The organism is Bradyrhizobium icense, assembly GCF_001693385.1.
Classification (GTDB): Bacteria; Pseudomonadota; Alphaproteobacteria; order Rhizobiales; family Xanthobacteraceae; genus Bradyrhizobium; species Bradyrhizobium icense.
Genome location: NZ_CP016428.1, coordinates 6007359 through 6024906 on the forward strand (window position 1 = coordinate 6007359; position 17548 = coordinate 6024906).

Consider the following 17548-nt stretch of genomic DNA (forward strand, 5'->3'; position numbering starts at 1 on the left):
GAGATAACGATTCGAAGAAAGGCCATCTCGCTCTAGTAGGCAGGGAGGAGCTACGCGCTTCGGGTGGTAGGCTGCCACGCGTAAGCCAACCACCCGATGCCATGGGATATCAGATCGACACCGAGCAGCAATCCGAGGACCCACAAGCCCGTCATCGGAAATCCGGTCAGGATGACGAGGCCGGCCAATACGCCGAACGCGCCGGACAGCAGCATGATCCAGCCTGCCTCTCGCCAATGGCTGATACCGAGCAGGATGCGAACGAAACCGGAGATCAACAACACCAGGCCGAGGACGTAGGTGAGAATCAGTGCGCTGGCGACCGGCTGGCCCACCAGCACGGCGCCAAAGGAGATGTACAGGATGCCGAGAAGCACCTGCCACACAAATCCTCCCCATCCCTTGGTCCAGAACGCGTGGATGATCTCGAACCCGCCCGCGATGATGGAGACCCAGCCGATGAAGATGGTGCTGATCATGGTGACGAGCATGACGTCTCCGAGAACCAGGAAGCCGGCCAGCATCAAGGCGAGTCCAAGCAGAACACAGATCCAGAATGGCGGCGCTGGCAGGTTGGTGACGCCCATCGGCGAGCTATTGTCAATTGTGGTCATGTCAGCCTCCTCACTTCACGTCTCATCGCAGCCTCGAGCAGCGTGGCCATCACCGCCATCGCCAGCCGCACCGGCGACGGCCGCGGTGCCACCAGCAGACCCAACGGCGACGCCGACGACGATGCCAGTGAGGGGGAGGACGCGATGGCCGCGTGGGCGGCCGTCCCGGTGGCCGTCCAGCCGGTGATCCGGGCGGCCGCGTGCCAGGGCCTTGAGCCTCGAGCTTGAAATCTCCGGCGTTCTTTCCAGGATCCTTCTGCACCGCGAGCGGCGCCGCCTCGGCCATGCCTGGTGGCAGGCTTGTGGCCAGGCCGATAGTCACGGCACCGCACACCAGAGTCCGCAGCGCAGTGCGACGGTCGATTGCATCCATTGTTGTTCTCCTTCTTGCGACGCCCCTTTCCTCGCAAGCTCGTGCTGATCAGCCGGACCTCAATCGGTTGCCGGGCGCATCGCTCGGTATCTCGCCCGGCAGATAGTTCGGAAGCCGGCCCGCCGGGATGATCGCCAGCAGCGCAAGACCGGCCATGATCAGAAGTCCGATCTTCAGGGCACGCAGCCGCGCCTCGGTGTTCACACGCACGGCTTCCTCGACTTGCTGCGGCGTCGCGGTGGTTCCTTCCATCACGCTGCGCAGCCGGTCGTTGCTGACGAAGGTGATGCTATCGAGATCGACCTGGCTCTGGATTTCCTTCGGCAGCACGGGGTTGGCCGCGATATTGCTGAGTGCGATCGTACTCAACAGACCGACCAGAAGCGCACCCGCCACCGCCGTTCCAACCGCAGCGGCAAGATTCTGCGTGGTGCCGCGCAGCGACCCGACGTCGCCTGCGAGCTCCTTGGGCGAGGCGGTGACCAGCACGTTGAACAACAGCGTGACCAGTGAGCCCTGCCCGATGCCGAACAGAACCAGGCCGATCAGCACAGGGACCTCGCTCCAGTCGTTACGTACGACAAAGGCGAGCCACACCAGGCCTATGGTGCAGAGAATGAAGCCGTAGCGGCCGATCTGCCGCGGCGTCAGGCGGTCGTAGACGTTGACGATCAGCATTGCCGTGAAGAACACCGTCAGATTGAACGGCATCATTGCGATAGCAGTCGCAAGCGGCGAACGGCCCTGCACGATCTGGATGTAGAGCGGCACCGAGAAATTCAGCGCCGCCTCCAGCGCGACCACGGCAAACAGCGCATAGACCGCGCAGCGTTCCTCCGGCGAGTCGATCACCTCGAGCGCCAATAGCGGGGTCTTCCCGGCCGCCTGACGCCGATGCGTCCACATCAGGAATGCCTGCCCGAGCACGACACCGAGAACGATCATGATCGGCGCCGGCGAAAGGCCGAGCAGATCGAACGGCGCATTGGCGGTGGCCAGCGCCAGCCCCCATCCGTTCAGGTTGTTGAAGCCGAAGCTGATGAGAACGATCGCCGATGCGGCCAAAACCACACCGAAGACATCGATATGCACATCTGGCCGGCCATAGTCGCGCTTGAGACGGAAACTCAGGAGGAAAACAATCGCGGAAACCGCGATCAAGATGCCGAATGCCGGCCGCCAACCGATATAGGTGCCGAGCACGCCGCCGATGATGAACGCCAGCACGCCGGCTGCCGCGCGCGCAGAGCCAAGCGCGCCCACCGCCGTCGCCTGCTGCCGTCCGGTGTAATTCTCGGCGATCAGCGCCACCAGTGACGGCACGATCACGGCGCCGGCCGCGCCGCAGAGCGCCTGCGCTGTGATCATCAACGTCGCCGTGGGGCTGAATGTCATCAATATCTGCGACGCGCAGAACAGGACGACGGCGAATCGGAACACCTGCAACGCGCCGAACCGCTGCGCGAGCTTGGCGCCCAGCATGACGAAGCCGGCCACCAGCATGGAATAGGCCACGATGCCGGTCGCGACCGTTGTCGGCGGCACCCCGAAACTCTTGACCATTCCGCCGAGTGCGACCGGCAGAGAGGCGACGTTGAAGGACATGATCATCTGGCCAAGCGCGATGGCGATCATCGGCACCCAGGACTCCCGCGCTCCTTCGCGGATTGCTCCGATCGGTATCGAGTGGGTCGCCATGATGTCCTCCCGATTCACTCGGTTTCGGATCGATTAGGCCGTTGGCTCGATCAAGCCGCTCTTTGCATCTGCCTCAGTTTTCCGGTTGCGATACGAATAGATCCATTCCCAGCCGTTGCGACAGGAACTTCGCCGCAAGCTGCCCCTTCACGCTGTTGCCCGCCGCATCGAGCGGCGGCGCGAAGGTGCCGAAGCCGCCCTTGCCGGGAGAGACTGCGACGATGCCGCCGCCGATCCCGCTCTTGCCCGGCAGGCCAATGTCGTACAACCAATCGCCCGAGGTCTCGTATAAGCCGGCGGTAATCATCACGGTCAGCGCATAGTGGCAGACCGCAGCGTCCACCACGCGCTGCCGGGTAACCGGATTCACGCCGCCGTCCGCCAGCGTAGCGCCCATGACCGCCAGATCACGCGCGCTCACGTTCAGCGAGCACTGCTTGGTATAGAGATCGGTCGCCTGCTTGGCGTCGCAATAGATGCGGTCATAGCTCTGCAGCAGCCGGGCGATACTGCGGTTGCGATAGTTCGTTTGCGACGCAGAGGCATATACCTCTTCATTGAGCGCGAGCTTGCGGCCTGCAAAACGCGACAACCCGTCGTGAATGAATTGCCATTGGCCTTCCGCCGTCAGGCCGGGCACGAGGCTGGTGGTCGCGATCGCGCCCGCATTCACCATCGGATTGGTCCGGCCGCCGCCCTGCTCGATGGCGGCGAGCGAATTGAACGGCAAGCCGGTGGCGTTCGCCCCAAGTCTCGCGCGCGCCTCTTCCGGACCGATCGTCTCGCAAACCAGCGCGAACACGAACGGCTTCGACACGCTCATGATCGAGAATTTGTACTCGGTGTCGCCGGCCTCGTAGATGCGCCCGCTGGTGCCGACGACGCAGACTCCGAACAGTTCTCTCGGAACCCTCGCGAGCGCCGGATAGACTTGTGAATTGTGCCCATCGCCGTTCGACTTGAACCGCCGATGCGCGTCGGACACCAGCCTCTGCACCATCTCTGGCTCAGGCAGATGTCCGGTCGAGATATATGGCCGTTCTGTTTGTTCCGAGACCGAAGGCAAGTCCATGGGACACCTCCACCCGGCTCGAGCGATCCTGCTCGCGGATTGTCGAGCCGTTCGGCAACACGAATTGCACGCCGATAAGCGGTCATCGTTGATCGCCTCAGCTTCTTCTCATTGGAACGGAGCAAACGCTCGAAAGTGTACCGAGTCAACTACACAACCTTAAAGAAGGTTTGTGGCGCATGAGTTTGGCTTCAAAACTTTGTGACAAATCGCGGTCACGCCGACGATGCATCGACAAACGTCGGCTAATTAAAAACCAACTTGACCGAGAGCCGTCACGGTTTGATGGGCGCGATCAGCGAACCGTGATCCACTCGCTCGCAGGTTGTGATACGGTCAAAGCCATGCCGTACACCGCCGGCTGAAGCTGCCTGCCTCGGCAAGCCACGGCTCTGCGGGATCGTCCTCGTCGGCCGTTTTCCCGACAGTCGCGTTGTTCGCTTCATTGCCGCAGAAAGGAGCTGATCCATTCAAGCGTCGCGTATGGCTCGGACCATCCATCACATCGAATTGGAGGATACGAAGATGTCAGATCTGATCGCAATCATCTATCCATCCGAAGCAAAGGCTGAAGAGGTGCGGCAACGCCTGTTCAAACTGCAGAAAGAATATCTGATCACGATCAGCGATGCCGTGATTGCGGTGAAGACTGAAGCCGGCCCCGTCAAACTCAATCAGTTCGTCAATACGACCGCGGTGGGTGCGGTATCGGGCAGCTTCTGGGGACTGCTGATCGGCGTGCTCTTTCTCAATCCCATACTGGGTGTCGCCCTGGGTGCGGCGTCCGGCGCGCTCGGTGGCGCGCTATCCGACTACGGGATCGACGACGCCTTCATGAAGGATCTCTCGACAAGTCTGCAGCCAGGCAACGCTGCGCTGTTCGTTCTCGTCAAGAACATGACTGCGGACAAGGTGCTGCGGGAAATCCAGGATGCAGGAGGCACCGTGCTCAAGACGTCGCTCGACGACACCAAGGAGCAGAAGCTTCGTGACGCGCTGGCGAAGGCGAGCGCCGAACAGCCGCCGCCACAGACCAACGCGGCGTAGCTTTCGCAGTCAGTTCGGCGGGACTCGTCGGGCCGCGGTACCGATGCCGCGGCCGGTCCTCCACCGAGCGCGCTCAGCAAGGACGGGCTGTCATGCACCGCGCCACCAAAGCAAGGACTGAAGCAGTAAGGTCCACTACGCCCGCCATAACCGGGTTGGCGACGGGCCGATGAATTCGATCACTCCGCTCGATCCCTACTTCGCGCTCGTTGTCGGCTTTGCCCAGAAGTACGACCGCAAGGCAGGCGTTGGCACCGTCCTCGCGCTGATGTTGCCTTACGTGTTCTGGATGTCAGCGCTTTGGACACTTCTTTTTATCTTGTGGTACCTGTTGGACCTCCCTTGGGGCGTTTAACCCGAGACGGCGCGGGCGACAGGTGCGGGATGGAGCAATGACGAACCCGATCTCCGAGCGAAACGTCGCCAAAGCCGTAGCGAATATGCTGGTAGATCCGCGCGACGGCGATATCGAGGATGATGCCGCCAGTCCGGGACAGCGGTCGCTGCTGGCAATCGCTGGAAGCCTGCTGGTCGAAATCAGTTTGCCGAAGCTCGTGTTCGCCTGGGCGGTCTTGCTGTTGTTGCCGTCGGTGCTGCTCGGTCTGGCGCCGTTGCTGGCTTCGGCCTGGTTCTCCACCTTGTCCGAACAGCTTGCGGCGCTGACCGAAGTCGGCACAGCGCTATTGCTGGCCGCGATCGTCGCGGTGGGATGGATCGGTTGGCGCCCGCTGCTCCGGATCGCCGAGATCAATTTCTGGTCGCTCAATGCACTCGCGGTGCAGCCCGGCTATGCGTTTACGCGCGAAGCCTTGCGTCATGTGACGGAACTGATCGCGGGGAAAAATTTCACCCCTGACGGCCGGGCGCGCTTGCGCAGCGTCAATTCGCTCGGCGCCGGTATCATGTTGTCCGCATGCGCGGTGGTGATCGCGATACTCGCTTGGCCTGCCTCGCGTTGGGCTGGTAACTGGAGCGATCTGATCCTGATGCATCGGCTCGCCGTGCCCACGCTTGCGAACGCCGTTGTACTGATGGCGGGCTATCTGGCCGTCGCATCGCTGATTTGGGGTTTTGCCGATGCCAGCATGCCTCAACCGCTCGATCTTGCCATGTTCGATACCGCCTCGTCGGAAGGCCGGATCTGGCGCGTTGCGCATCTGTCGGATCTTCACGTGATCGGCGAACAATATGGCTTTCGCATCGAAAGCGGACGGGCTGGTCCGCGCGGCAATGGCCGGCTCAATCGAATCCTCGCGCGGCTGGCCGCCATCCACGCCAGCAATCCGCTCGATCACGTGCTGGTCACCGGCGACATGACCGACGCCGGCCGCGCCAGCGAATGGGCGTTAGTCCTCGAAGCGCTGGCGCGCCACCCGGAGCTTGCCGCGCGCACGACCCTGTTGCCAGGCAATCACGACGTCAACATCGTCGACCGCGCCAACCCGGCCCGGCTCGACCTGCCGTTCAGCACCGGCAAGCGGCTGCGGCAAATCCGGACGCTGTCAGCGATGGCGGCCGTGCAGGGCGAACGGGTGCATGTCGTCAATGCCAAGGGGAGACCGGCCGCTACGCTGCAACAGGCGCTGGCGCTCCACCGCGACGCGATCGTGGCCGTTGCTGAGTTTGGAGGTTTGCGCCGTATCGCCGCGCTGCGCCGCCTCTTCGACGACCAGTTTCCGATGATCCTGCCGCCGGAGCCGGAAGATGGCCTCGGAATAGCTATCCTGAACTCGAATGCAAAGACCCACTTTTCCTTCACCAATGCGCTCGGACTGGTATCCGTCGAACAGGCGCATCGCCTCGAGGCAGCCATCGGACATTATCCACGGGCGCGCTGGATCGTCGCATTGCACCACCACCTGACGGAATATCCCATGCCGGTGAAAGCGTTTTCCGAGCGCGTCGGAACGGCGCTGATCAACGGCAGTTGGTTCGTCCGCAGATTGGAAGCATTGGGAGATCGCGCCGTCGTGATGCATGGGCACCGTCATATCGACTGGATCGGCGCATGCGGCGAGTTAAAAATCATCTCCGCTCCGTCGCCCGTGATGGGCGCGACCGACGCTGCGGCGACGTACTTCTATATTCATTCGCTGACCGCCGGCCAGGATGGCAGTCTCGGCCTGTTACCGCCCGAGCGGGTGGAGATCGAGGGCGAGACGGCCGACTAGAGCTTGCCGGCTTTTTCCGGCCCCGGTCCGCCGAGCAGATCCGCAATCCAGCGACTCGACGGATGCTGGGCACAGAAGGTGAGTATGGCGAGCGTGATGGGCACGCCTATAAAGGTTCCGAACAGGCCCCACAGGAATGTCCAGAAGAAGATCGCAAACAGCACCACGACAGGCGAAATCGACAACATGCTGCCGGCAACCCGCGGCTCGATGTAGCTGCCGACCGCGAACTGAATGATGTTGAGGCAGATGAAGACGCCGAGCACCGCCGGCCAGCTCTCGAACTGCGTCATCGCCAGCAGGGTCGGAAACAGTGTCGCGACGAACGGGCCAATGAACGGAATATAGTTCAGCACGAAGGCGATCACGCCCCATTCGAACGCGAATGGCAGACCGGTAATCCAGGCGAAGCTGCCGACCAGCAGGCCGGTGACCGCGCTCATCTGCGTCCGCACCAAGAGGTACTTTCGGAATTTCGCCGCGGTCGCCACGCCGCCGTCGAGCAGCACGCGTGCTGCGGTACGGTTATCCAGCCGCTCGATGTTTCGCCTGATGTGTTCGACTTCGAGAAGCCCCAGCATCACGTAAACCAGCGCAATCACCCAGAAGCTGAGCGTCGTGTTCACCCGTCCGGTGATATATTGCGTGGCGCGCAGCAGCCAGCTTACGTTGAAATGTTCAGCCCACAGGCCCGCAACCGAGACGCCGTGGCCATCCAGCCAATCTACCGTCGCCGCATAAAGGGCCTGGTAGCGTGCCACGTCGGCGAGCAGCGATTGCCCTACCCGACCAAATCCCCAGGCTGCGAGCGAGGCGAAGCCGAGGCAGACTGCCACGGTGGCGATGATGGTGATCGCCAGCGCGGCAAGTTTTGGCATCCAGGACTGCAACTTCTTCTGGATCGGCCACACAATTGCAATGATGAACAATGCCGCCGCAAGCGGCGCGAACACCTGGCTCGCCTGAGCCAGCGCCGCCGCGACCAGCACCGCCGCAATGATTCCTGTGGTGGTCTTTAGCCCGAAGCCCATTTTGGGTTCCTTCGACCGTTCAACAACCCGAGATTGTCAGCGGTATCGTGCGGCGGCAAGTGTGGAAGCGCCGCGCGCTGAACCGTGATCGCGGTCACGTACGACAGCCCGCATTCGGCTTAGCGTCCCAGCAGCCAATCTCGCAACGAGGTCTCGCCTGAGGAGGCAGCCATGTCCCGTTTCAAGTCATTGCTATTGGGTGCCGGCCTGCTGGCAGGCCTGCTGAATTTCGCCGTTACTGGTGCGGCGTTGGCGGAAGCCCCGAACGTCGACATCCGCAACGGCATGCAAACGCCGCCGGCGGACCAGCGCGTCGCGCTGGTGATCGGCAATTCGAATTACCAGATCGCGCCAAAGCTCGCCAATCCCGGCAACGACGCGCAGTCGATGGCGCAGCTTTTGAACTCTGCCGGCTTCGAGGTCACCCAGGCGACCGACCTGACGCGCAGCGACATGGTCAAGGTGGTGCAGGACTTCTCCGCCAGGGTCGCCGAGCGCGGCCCCGGGACCGTCGCCATGATCTACTATGCCGGTCACGGCGTGCAGGTGGCGGGCGAGAACTATCTGCTTCCGGTCGATGCGAAGATCGCTTCGCCGTCCGATCTCGACGGCAATTCGGTCCGGCTGGTCGACGTGATAGGCACGCTGGAATCGATCCCGAGCCGGATGCGCATCGTGGTGCTCGACGCCTGCCGCAACAATCCGTTCCCCGAGATCAACGACGCCGGGCGGGGCTTGGCAATCGTCGATGCGCCCCGAGGCTCGATCGTCGGCTACTCGACCGCGCCGGGTATGGAAGCCCAGGATGGCGACGGCAACCACAGTCCGTATACGTCAGCTTTCCTGAATGTCGCACGCGAGCCGAACCTGCCGATCGAGCAGTTGTTCAAGCGAGTCCGGCTCGAAGTGAACAACACCACCTCCGGAAAGCAGACACCGTGGGAAAGTTCGTCGCTAACCTCCGACTTCTATTTCTTCGGCGATACCGCGCTCGCCGCAGGCCGCGCGCCGGATCGCCGCCCGATCATGCAGACCGCCGCGAATCTGCCGTCGCGTTCGGTGCGCCAGGCTTACGATTACGTGCTCTCGGAAGGCTCGCCCGAGTACTATGAAGAATTCATCCGCCTTTACCCGCACGATCCGCTGTGCGACCACATCCGCCTGCTGCTCGACAATCTGCGGATGGCGACGGCGTGGCACAAAGCTGTGGTCGCCAACTCGCCGTTCGCCTACAAGACGTTTCATGACAATTATTCCAACAGCCCCTACGCCAAGTCCGCGCTCAAGCTGCAGGTCGCGCCGAAGTCCGTGCCCCTGATGCAGTTCACGCATCTGGCGAAGCAGTCTCCGAACTTCAAACCGGGGAACATCGGCAATTCATCCATCCTCGGCATCTCCAAGCACAATCTTGGTGCCCAGGCCCACATGCCGGTGCCTTCCAAGATCATCACGCTGCCTGCCAAGGGCACGGCAACGAATAACCCGATCAATGGCATCAACAACGGCAAGACGGGCAAGATCACGACCCTGCCTGGCAAGCTCACTGGCAACAGTAATGGCATTGGCGGAAAGGCCACGACCCTGCCCGGCAAGATCAACCCGATCCCTGTCAACGCCGGCAACAACAACAGCAAGGTCGGCAAGGTCACGACCTTGCCGCCCAGGATTCATAACAATCCGATACGGGTCACCAAACCCATCACGACCAGGCCCATGACGACCAGACCCATGATGACCACCGCGCCGCGTCGGTTCAGCAGCGGCATGGGCGGCGGAGGTTTCAGCCAGCGCTTCGGCTCAAGCCCGTCCCGCAGCTCGTTCGGCGGGTCATTCGGCGGCGGCTTCAGGCGCTGAATAAGGAGCTCCGGGCAACAAAAAGCGGGCAGAGCACATGCTCTGCCCGCTTCCGTTTAAGATGTGATGATCAGGCGACTAGTTTAGCGAACAGGTCCGCGTCCACATTGCCACCGGAAAGCACGATGACGACGTTCTTTCCCCTGGCATCGATGCGGCCAGCCAATAGTGCGGCGAGGCCGACAGCCCCGCCGGGCTCGACCACCAGTTTCAATTCCCGGTAGGCATAGGCCACCGCCGCGCCGACTTCCTCGTCGGATGCCGTCACGCCGTTCGCCAGCAGCTTGCTGTTGATCGAGAAGGTGAGTTCGCCCGGCATCGCCGCCATCAGCGCATCGCAGATGGTGCGGCCGGCGGCGTGATGGGCCTCGCGATGGCCGGCGCGGAGCGACAGGCCATGATCGTCATAGTCCTTCGGCTCGGCGACGATCACCTGCGCTTGCGGGAATTTGGCCTTCACGGCCGTCGCAACGCCGGCGATCAGCCCGCCGCCGGAGGCCGGCGCCACCACGATATCGGGCACGAGCCCGAGCGCTGTCATGTCCTCGGCGATTTCGCGGCCCGCAGTACCCTGCCCTGCAATGACGATGGGATCGTCATAGGGCCGGACCAGCGTCGCACCGCGTTTGCCGGCAATGCCGTTGGCGATCGCTTCGCGGTCTTCCTTGTCGCGGTCGTAGAGCACCACCTCGGCGCCGTAGCCCTTGGTGCGCTCGCGCTTGGTGACCGGAGAGTCCGCCGGCATCACGATGGTGGCCTGCATGTTGAGAATTTGCGCGGCCGCCGCCACGCCCTGGGCGTGGTTGCCGGACGAGAATGCGACGACCCCGCCGCTACGCTTGTCCTGCGGGATCGAGGCCAGCTTGTTGAAGGCGCCCCGGAACTTGAACGATCCGGTCCGCTGCAGCATTTCGGGCTTGAGAAAGACCTTGGTCCCGACGCGCTCGTTGAGAACGGGGAACGACAGCAGCGGCGTCCGCACCGCGAACGGGGCAACTACTCGCGCCGCCGCATCGATATCTGCAGCACCGACCGGTGCCGTTGAGGCTTTTTCCGTCATGCGCACTTTGTATCGCGCAAGCGGACCGGCGGGCAATACAGATTCAGGTGATGTCAGGCGGCGAAATGCGGGTCCTCCGCCACAAATTCGGCTAGCTCGCCTTCCGGCTGCATGAGGCGAAGATTGAGGGCATGGTCGACAAAAGCCCGTGCCGAGGCCTGCCAAGTATGGGCGGCGGCAAATTCCACGCATTCTTCCCGCGAAATCTGCAGCACCTCCAGGCAGGCCGTGCGCAAATCCTCGTTCAGCACGCCAACCGGCGCCGAGCCGATCACGTCGCGCGGACCGGTGACCGGAAACGCGGCGACCGGCAAACCGCTGGCCAGCGCCTCCAGCAGCACAAGGCCAAACGTGTCGGTCTTGCTGGGAAACACAAAAATATCGGCGGCCGCATAGATTCCGGCCAGTTCCTCGCCATGCCGCGCGCCGAGGAACACCGCGTCAGGATATTTCCGCTCCAGCGCCATCCGGGCCGGCCCGTCGCCGACGACGAGCTTGGTGCCGGGCAGATCGAGATCGAGGAAGGCCTCGAGATTCTTCTCCACCGCGACGCGGCCAACGCTGAGGAACACAGGCGTCGGCAGGCAGAGATCGACGCTGCGCGGATGAAACACCGAGGTATCGACGCCACGCGACCATAGCACCACGTTGCGAAAACCGCGCATGCGTAACTCGGCCGCCAGCGCCGGCGTTGCCGCCATCACTGCCCGGCTCGGCCGGTGGAAGGCACGCAGCGCCCGCCAAACCCAGGACTCCGGAATCGGCGAGCGCGCCGAGACATATTCCGGAAACCGGGTGTGAAAGCTCGTAGTGAACGGCAGGTCACGGTTGCGGCAATAGCGCCGCACCAACAGCCCGATCGGCCCCTCGGTCGCGATATGAATGCTGTCGGGCTTTGCCGCTTCGATCAGTTGCGCGATCTTCCCGGGGAGCGGAAGAGCCAGCCGCAGGTCGGGATAGCTCGGCATCGCAAACGTGCGAAACGATTGCGGCGTCAGGAAACTCACCTCCACGCCAAGTCCCCTGGCCGCCTCCGCCGTCGCGATCAGCGTGCGCACCACGCCGTTGACCTGGGGATGCCACGCATCTGTCGCGACCAGGATATGCGTCATGCGGCGCGCGCCGCAACGCGGGGAACCGGCGCAACCTTTCGCACCGGATCGGTCCAGGTGATGATCTCGAACCGGCCGTCCTCGTGCTCGGCAAGCGCGGTGCAGCTTTCCACCCAGTCGCCGCAATTCATATAGCGGATGCCATGCTCGTCGCGGATGGTGGCGTAGTGGATGTGACCGCAGATCACGCCGTCGGCACCGTGCCGCCGCGCCTCGCCGGCCAACGTCTTTTCGAACGCGCCGATATAGTTCACGGCGTTCTTCACCTTCAGCTTCGCCCATTGCGAAAGCGACCAATAGGGCACGCCGAACATGCGGCGAAAGAAGTTGACGAGGCGATTCATCTGAATGGCGAAGTCGTAGGCTTTATCGCCGAGATGCGCGAGCCAGCGCGCGTTCTGCACGACGAGATCGAAGATGTCGCCGTGGATGACGAGGTAGCGCTGGCCGTCGACACCGGTGTGAATGGTGTTTTCCACCACATCAATTCCGCCGAAATGCGTGCCGTAATAGTTGCGCAGGAACTCGTCGTGATTGCCCGGCACGTAGATGACCTTGGCGCCCTTGCGCGCCTTGCGCAGCATCTTCTGCACGAAGTCATTGTGCGATTGCGGCCAGTACCAGCTCGACTTCAGCGCCCAGCCATCGACGATATCGCCGACGAGATAGATGGTATCGGCGTCGTGGCTTTTGAGGAAGTCCAGCAAACGGTCGGCTTGCGAGCCGCGGGCTCCGAGATGGACGTCGGAGATAAACAAGGTACGAAAGCGCCGTTCGGGGCTCTCTTCACTTAGGGAGTCACTGCCCATATCTGTGCACCTAGCAGATTTCTGTGACAGGGCGATGACCGTTCACGCGGCGTATAGCCCCACGAGAATCAATGCCGCGCCCTTGGCTCTCGCGGATAGCAGCGCGATGCGACAGGCAAGCGACACGGCGTCGGCAACAACTTCTCGTCGTCCCTGCGAACGCAGGGACCCATAACCACCCCGATGCTTATTGTTGGAGAAGACAACGAGCCGCCGCTTCAATTGATAAGCCGCGGCGCCGCGATGAGCGCAATGGCGCTCACGCTCCGGGTCCCTGCGTTCGCAGGGGACGACGGCTAATAAAACGTGTGAAAATGATGCACGGGCCCGTGACCGTGACCGACGCTGAACCGGTCTGCCGCGGCAATCGCAGCGCTGACCCAGGCCTTGGCGTTATGCACGGCGGTTTCCATGTCCTCGCCTTTCGCGAGCTCCGCTGCGATCGCCGAGGACAATGAGCAGCCGGTGCCGTGGGTATTTTTCGTCGCAATGCGCGGCGCGGCCAGTGCGATGGTGCCGCTCTTGCCGAACAGATAGTCGACGCACTCGGCGCCCTTCCCGTGGCCGCCCTTGATTAGCACTGCCTCGCAGCCCATGGCCAGCAATCGCCTGCCCTGACTTTCGACGGCGGCCTCATCCGTAGCCACCGGTTCGTCAAGCAGCGCGGCGGCCTCAGGCAAGTTGGGCGTAATGACCGAAGCAAGCGGAATGAGTTTTGTCCGCAGCGCTTCGACCGCTTCCGCAGCCAGCAGCCGGTCGCCGGAGGTTGCGACCATCACGGGATCGAGCACGACATGCTTCGGCGACCAGCGCTTGAGGCCGGCGACGATGGCGTCGATGACTGATGGCTGCGCCACCATGCCGATCTTGACCGCTCCGACGTCGAGATCGGAAAACACTGCATCGATCTGGGCGGTCACGAACTCCGCCGGCACCTGATGGATGCCGCTGACGCCTTCGGTATTCTGTGCGGTCAGCGCCGTGATCACAGAGGCGCCGTAAACGCCGAGCGCGGCAAACGTCTTCAGGTCGGCCTGGATACCGGCGCCGCCGGAGGAATCGGAGCCGGCGATGGTCAGCGCGATCGGCGTCGTCATCGCAAGCCTCGCGCACATCGTGGGTTGGGAGCCATGGATTGTCCTACCGCGCCATGGCATGGGCAGCAAGCTGGCTTGCCATTATCAGCGGTTTTTGGCCTATTGGGACCAGCCAATTCGGAGACGACAGCGATGGTTCCCTTCTTCGTGCAGTTCAAATGCAAGCTCGGCCAATCCTATGCCGTCGCCAATGCGCTCGCGGAGGCCGAGATCGCCTCGGAGATCTATTCCACCGCCGGCGATTACGATCTGCTGGTCAAGTTCTACGTCGATAAGGACACTGACATTGGCCATTTCGTCAACGAGAAGGTGCAGGTGATTCCAGGCATCCAGGACACCCACACCATCATCACCTTCAAGGCGTTCGGCACGGGTTAGGCAAGGCCGCGTCCCTGGCGCGCCCGATCGGCTCGCTTGTGATGGAGGGGCTGCCAGCCTACCCTCCGGCCACGCCAGATGAGCGTCCAACCGCAACGGATGGTTAACTACGTTAACCATGGCATGCTTTTGCCATAAGAGGATCATCCTACCGCCTTGATATTTTTGATTACCTAGGGCGTCGTCAATCGGAAGCTCCGCAGCCGGGGGACGTTCCGAGGGGGAAGCAGTCGCGAGTACCACCATGGGGACGCTGTACGATTTGCTCGGCGCGCTTCCGAGCGATGACGCCGAGGAATTGCGGAAGGCATTCCGCAAGGCCGCGAAGGCGACCCATCCCGATATCAATCCCGACAATCCCGATGCTGCGCTGAGGTTCAGGGAACTGGTGCGCGCCTATGACATCCTGACCGATACCGAACAGCGCGCGACCTACGATCAGTTGCTCGCCATTGCGTTGCAGCCGCCTGCCACGAAGGCGATCCAGACATACGAGACCGTACGAAAAGTCGCGTCCAATACGATGGCGGCAACGATCATTTCCGCGGTGCTGGTCGGCGGCTACACCGTGTTCGGATTGTTTTCAAAACCGCCAGGCGCCGCCGAAATGCTGAGCGACAGAACCGCCGCCGGCGCGCAGGAAGTTGCGGCCGTGCAGCCCGACGCTCCAGCGCAGGACGAATCGCGCATCCAGCGCGGTGGAGGGGTCGCGCTCGCCTCCGCAGTACCCGCAGCCAAGGAATCGGGCGCCGCCCCCATCGGCCGCTTCGAACCTGTCCCGGCGTTTGCCACGTACAATCTGGGCGTTCACTATTATCCGCGCTTCGCAGCCGCCTATTTCGATCGCGGCGTCGTGCTGTATCGGATGGTCGATTTCGATCGCTCGTTCGCCGATATTGCGTCGGCCAAACCTGCCACGGAATTGAAACGGACCAAAAACGCCGCGCCCGCGCCGCGCAAGCCATTGACGATCGTGCCTACCCTGCCAGAAAGGCGTGAGCCGGTCACAGCCGCCCTGACGCCCTGACGGCGCGCGAAGCTATTTTTCCGTCAGGACTTTTCTGCGTCCTTCTTCTTTGGCCGCGGCGGTCCCTCGACCGGCGACAGCGACTTCAGATATTCCGCGACAGCCTCGCGATCCTCGGCTGACAATTGCGACGTGTTCCTGATGACGCGCGCCATCGATCCGCCCGCAGTGTCACCATCGGGCGTTTGCCCAGTTTCGAGGAAGTAGGCGATATCCTTCGCGCTCCACTCCTCCAATCTTTTCTGGGTGATGTTGGGCACCCAGCCCTCTCCTTCGGGATTGGGCCCGCCTGCAAAGCGCTGCGCGTCGACGATGCCGCCGAGCAAGTTGCGCGGGCTGTGGCACTCGGCGCAGTGGCCAAGACTGTTGACGAGGTAGGCGCCGCGATTCCATGACGCCGAACGTGAGGCATCCGACGTAAATGGTTTGCCGTCCGCGAACAAATGTTTCCAGACGCCGATGTTGCGGCGGATGTTGAACGGGAACGGCACATCATGGTCGCGCGGCTTGCCAGCCACCGGCTCCAGCGTCTTCAGATAGGCGAAGAGGTCGCGAACGTCCTCGACCTTCGTGTGCCGATAGGACGCATAGGGAAAAGATGGGAAATAATGCGTGCCTGCCGGTGAAGTGCCCTTGAGCACCGCGGTGACGAAATCCGCTTCGCTCCACCGACCAATGCCGTAAGCGGGATCAGGCGAGATGTTGGGGACATAGAAGGTGCCGAACGGCGAAGGCATGGCGAGCCCGCCACCCAGCTTCAAACGATCGGGCTGATTAGGCACCGCGTGGCAGGAGGAACAACCGCCGGCATTGAACGCTGCGAGGCCGTTGGCAAGGTTCGGCGCGTAAGGCGTAAGCTCGGATGAAGCCACGGCCGCGGGCACCGTTAGCCACCAGAAAACACCGAAGCCAGCAGCGCCCGCCAAAATCACGCCAAGGAGAAGTCCTCGCAGCATTCACCGCACCATCGTCAGCGCCTCGACCACAACCAGTATGGCCGCACTTTATGTCATAAGCTGCCATGAAATTTCGGGCATTTGGCAGCCTTCCGGGAATAAAACCGGAAAATCGTTGTTTTGATGCTGACACTGCCGTTTGATGGCAACAGGGAGAAACGCCATGTCGAACAAGACCATGCTTGCTACGCTTGCGTTGGGCGCTGCGATTGTTCTTGCCGGTCCCGCTTTCGCCGAGAAGCTGAAGGCGAAACTCGACGGCAAGGCTCAGGTGCCGCCGAACACTAGCGCTGCCACCGGGTCCGCCGACCTCGACTACGATCCCGCCAGCAAAAAGCTGAGCTGGAAACTGACCTATTCCGGCCTGTCCGGGCCTGCCACCGCCGCGCATTTCCACGGCCCCGCGGAATCCGGCAAGAACGCCGGCGTGGCTGTTGCGATCCCCAACGCGACGTCGAGCCCGGTCGAGGGCAGCGCCACGCTCACCGATGCGCAGGCCGCAGACTTCGTGGCCGGCAGGTACTACATCAACATTCACACCGCAGCCAATCCGGCCGGCGAAATCCGCGGCCAGGTCACTAAGTAACGACGGACAAGATCGCGAGGCCAACACTAAAGGGGCGGACACCGCAAGGGTTCGCCCCTTTGTTACGATTCGACGGCTGCGTCGTCAGCCCTTGACGCGGAATTTTTCGTGGCAACCCACACACACCTTGTTGAGCTCGGGAAATTCCGCCTTCAGGCTGTTCGCATCCTTGATCTTGGCCTTGGCTTGGTCGACCGCTTTCACGAATGTCGCAGAGTGCGCCTCGAAATCTGCTCGCTCCGTCCATACCTTGGGCGATGCGTAATACTCGCCCTTCGTCGGCTTCAACCCCTTGATGCTCTCCGGGAACAATGACGGGAAGCGCTTCGCGACGTCATCGAGCTCTGCCAGCGCCTTGTCGACGGCAGCCTGATCGTAAGGCTTTTTGTCCTTGGCTATATCCGAAAGCGCAATCGCGCTCGTGAGGTTGGACTTCATCGCGAGCTGGGTCTTGTCGACCTGCTCCTGTGGATTCTGCGCCAGCGCTACACCGGCACCAAGCAGTAGGGTTCCAGTCAGAGTGATGGTTCTACGCATCGGCAAAATCTCCGTTTCCAGCCTCATGGTGGTTTTTGCGCGGGATATTCCTGATCCACATACGCCGCACCGGCAGGCGCGACGTCGCATCTCTTCAACACCATGCCCGGTGTTTCATTCCATGGG

General features: G+C 62.3%; 17 protein-coding genes and 1 pseudogene. 8 read left to right on the forward strand and 10 right to left on the reverse strand.

The window, feature by feature from the left end; all coding sequences use genetic code 11:
* Window positions 1-50 precede the first annotated feature (50 nt).
* Window positions 51-614, reverse strand: coding sequence for an HdeD family acid-resistance protein (locus LMTR13_RS28110; RefSeq protein WP_065730608.1), 564 nt, complete (start codon window positions 612-614; stop codon window positions 51-53).
* A gap of 42 nt (window positions 615-656) precedes the next feature.
* Here LMTR13_RS28110 and LMTR13_RS28115 point away from each other — a divergent pair, with 42 nt between their 5' ends.
* Window positions 657-842 (forward strand): hypothetical protein, encoded by a 186-nt coding sequence (locus tag LMTR13_RS28115; RefSeq protein WP_065730609.1) that lies wholly within the window; start codon window positions 657-659, stop codon window positions 840-842.
* Between the two features lie 193 nt (window positions 843-1035).
* Here LMTR13_RS28115 and LMTR13_RS28120 read toward each other — a convergent pair whose 3' ends face one another.
* Window positions 1036-2685 (reverse strand): MFS transporter, encoded by a 1650-nt coding sequence (locus LMTR13_RS28120; RefSeq protein WP_236843179.1) that lies wholly within the window; start codon window positions 2683-2685, stop codon window positions 1036-1038.
* Between the two features lie 73 nt (window positions 2686-2758).
* Entirely contained in the window at window positions 2759-3757 is a 999-nt protein-coding gene (gene glsA, locus LMTR13_RS28125; protein WP_065730610.1) for a glutaminase A, read from the reverse strand.
* 525 nt (window positions 3758-4282) lie between these two features.
* Between glsA and LMTR13_RS28130 the strand changes: the two genes are divergently transcribed.
* From LMTR13_RS28130 to LMTR13_RS28140, 3 genes and pseudogenes are all read left to right on the forward strand, one after another.
* Window positions 4283-4804, forward strand: a complete 522-nt coding sequence (locus tag LMTR13_RS28130; protein WP_065733028.1) for a DUF1269 domain-containing protein — start codon at window positions 4283-4285, stop codon at window positions 4802-4804.
* Between the two features lie 151 nt (window positions 4805-4955).
* A pseudogene (locus tag LMTR13_RS28135) lies at window positions 4956-5159 on the forward strand (AbgT family transporter); the annotation flags it as partial.
* A 37-nt stretch (window positions 5160-5196) separates the two neighbouring features.
* Complete coding sequence (locus tag LMTR13_RS28140; protein WP_065730612.1) at window positions 5197-6975, forward strand: metallophosphoesterase family protein; 1779 nt, start codon at window positions 5197-5199, stop codon at window positions 6973-6975.
* Here LMTR13_RS28140 and LMTR13_RS28145 read toward each other — a convergent pair.
* Window positions 6972-8006: an AI-2E family transporter gene (locus tag LMTR13_RS28145; RefSeq protein WP_065730613.1), complete on the reverse strand. Its 1035-nt coding sequence runs from the start codon at window positions 8004-8006 to the stop codon at window positions 6972-6974. The two genes, LMTR13_RS28140 and LMTR13_RS28145, sit on opposite strands and share 4 nt — an antisense overlap.
* Window positions 8007-8177: 171 nt before the next feature.
* Between LMTR13_RS28145 and LMTR13_RS28150 the strand changes: the two genes are divergently transcribed.
* A complete protein-coding gene (locus tag LMTR13_RS28150; protein WP_065730614.1) occupies window positions 8178-9860 on the forward strand; it encodes a caspase family protein in 1683 nt (560 codons plus the stop codon).
* Window positions 9861-9930: 70 nt separating this feature from the next.
* On the opposite strand, the gene LMTR13_RS28155 is transcribed toward LMTR13_RS28150, so the two are convergent.
* From LMTR13_RS28155 to thiD, 4 genes are all read right to left on the reverse strand, one after another.
* Complete coding sequence (locus tag LMTR13_RS28155) at window positions 9931-10920, reverse strand: threonine ammonia-lyase (RefSeq protein ID WP_065733029.1); 990 nt, start codon at window positions 10918-10920, stop codon at window positions 9931-9933.
* 53 nt (window positions 10921-10973) lie between these two features.
* Window positions 10974-12032 carry a glycosyltransferase family 4 protein gene (locus LMTR13_RS28160; RefSeq protein WP_065730615.1) on the reverse strand — a complete coding sequence of 353 codons (1059 nt, stop codon included), beginning with the start codon at window positions 12030-12032 and terminating at the stop codon, window positions 10974-10976.
* Window positions 12029-12841, reverse strand: a complete 813-nt coding sequence (locus tag LMTR13_RS28165; RefSeq protein ID WP_065730616.1) for a UDP-2,3-diacylglucosamine diphosphatase — start codon at window positions 12839-12841, stop codon at window positions 12029-12031. Before LMTR13_RS28165 ends, LMTR13_RS28160 begins: the two co-directional genes overlap by 4 nt.
* Window positions 12842-13137: 296 nt before the next feature.
* On the reverse strand, window positions 13138-13938 hold the full coding sequence (thiD, locus tag LMTR13_RS28170; RefSeq protein WP_065733030.1) for a bifunctional hydroxymethylpyrimidine kinase/phosphomethylpyrimidine kinase: 801 nt from the start codon (window positions 13936-13938) through the stop codon (window positions 13138-13140).
* A gap of 132 nt (window positions 13939-14070) precedes the next feature.
* Between thiD and LMTR13_RS28175 the strand changes: the two genes are divergently transcribed.
* Together LMTR13_RS28175 and LMTR13_RS28180 are read left to right on the forward strand one after the other, a co-directional pair.
* A complete protein-coding gene (locus tag LMTR13_RS28175) occupies window positions 14071-14316 on the forward strand; it encodes an Lrp/AsnC ligand binding domain-containing protein (protein WP_065730617.1) in 246 nt (81 codons plus the stop codon).
* A 244-nt stretch (window positions 14317-14560) separates the two neighbouring features.
* The gene (locus LMTR13_RS28180; protein ID WP_065730618.1) at window positions 14561-15343 is read left to right on the forward strand and encodes a J domain-containing protein; all 783 of its coding nucleotides are present in this window, start codon (window positions 14561-14563) and stop codon (window positions 15341-15343) included.
* A 23-nt stretch (window positions 15344-15366) separates the two neighbouring features.
* On the opposite strand, the gene LMTR13_RS28185 is transcribed toward LMTR13_RS28180, so the two are convergent.
* Window positions 15367-16299: a c-type cytochrome gene (locus LMTR13_RS28185; RefSeq protein ID WP_065730619.1), complete on the reverse strand. Its 933-nt coding sequence runs from the start codon at window positions 16297-16299 to the stop codon at window positions 15367-15369.
* 163 nt (window positions 16300-16462) lie between these two features.
* Here LMTR13_RS28185 and LMTR13_RS28190 point away from each other — a divergent pair, with 163 nt between their 5' ends.
* A complete protein-coding gene (locus LMTR13_RS28190; protein ID WP_065730620.1) occupies window positions 16463-16885 on the forward strand; it encodes a CHRD domain-containing protein in 423 nt (140 codons plus the stop codon).
* 84 nt (window positions 16886-16969) lie between these two features.
* Here the strand turns inward: LMTR13_RS28190 and LMTR13_RS28195 are convergent, their stop codons facing one another.
* A complete protein-coding gene (locus LMTR13_RS28195) occupies window positions 16970-17422 on the reverse strand; it encodes a c-type cytochrome (protein WP_065733031.1) in 453 nt (150 codons plus the stop codon).
* Window positions 17423-17548: the final 126 nt, after the last annotated feature.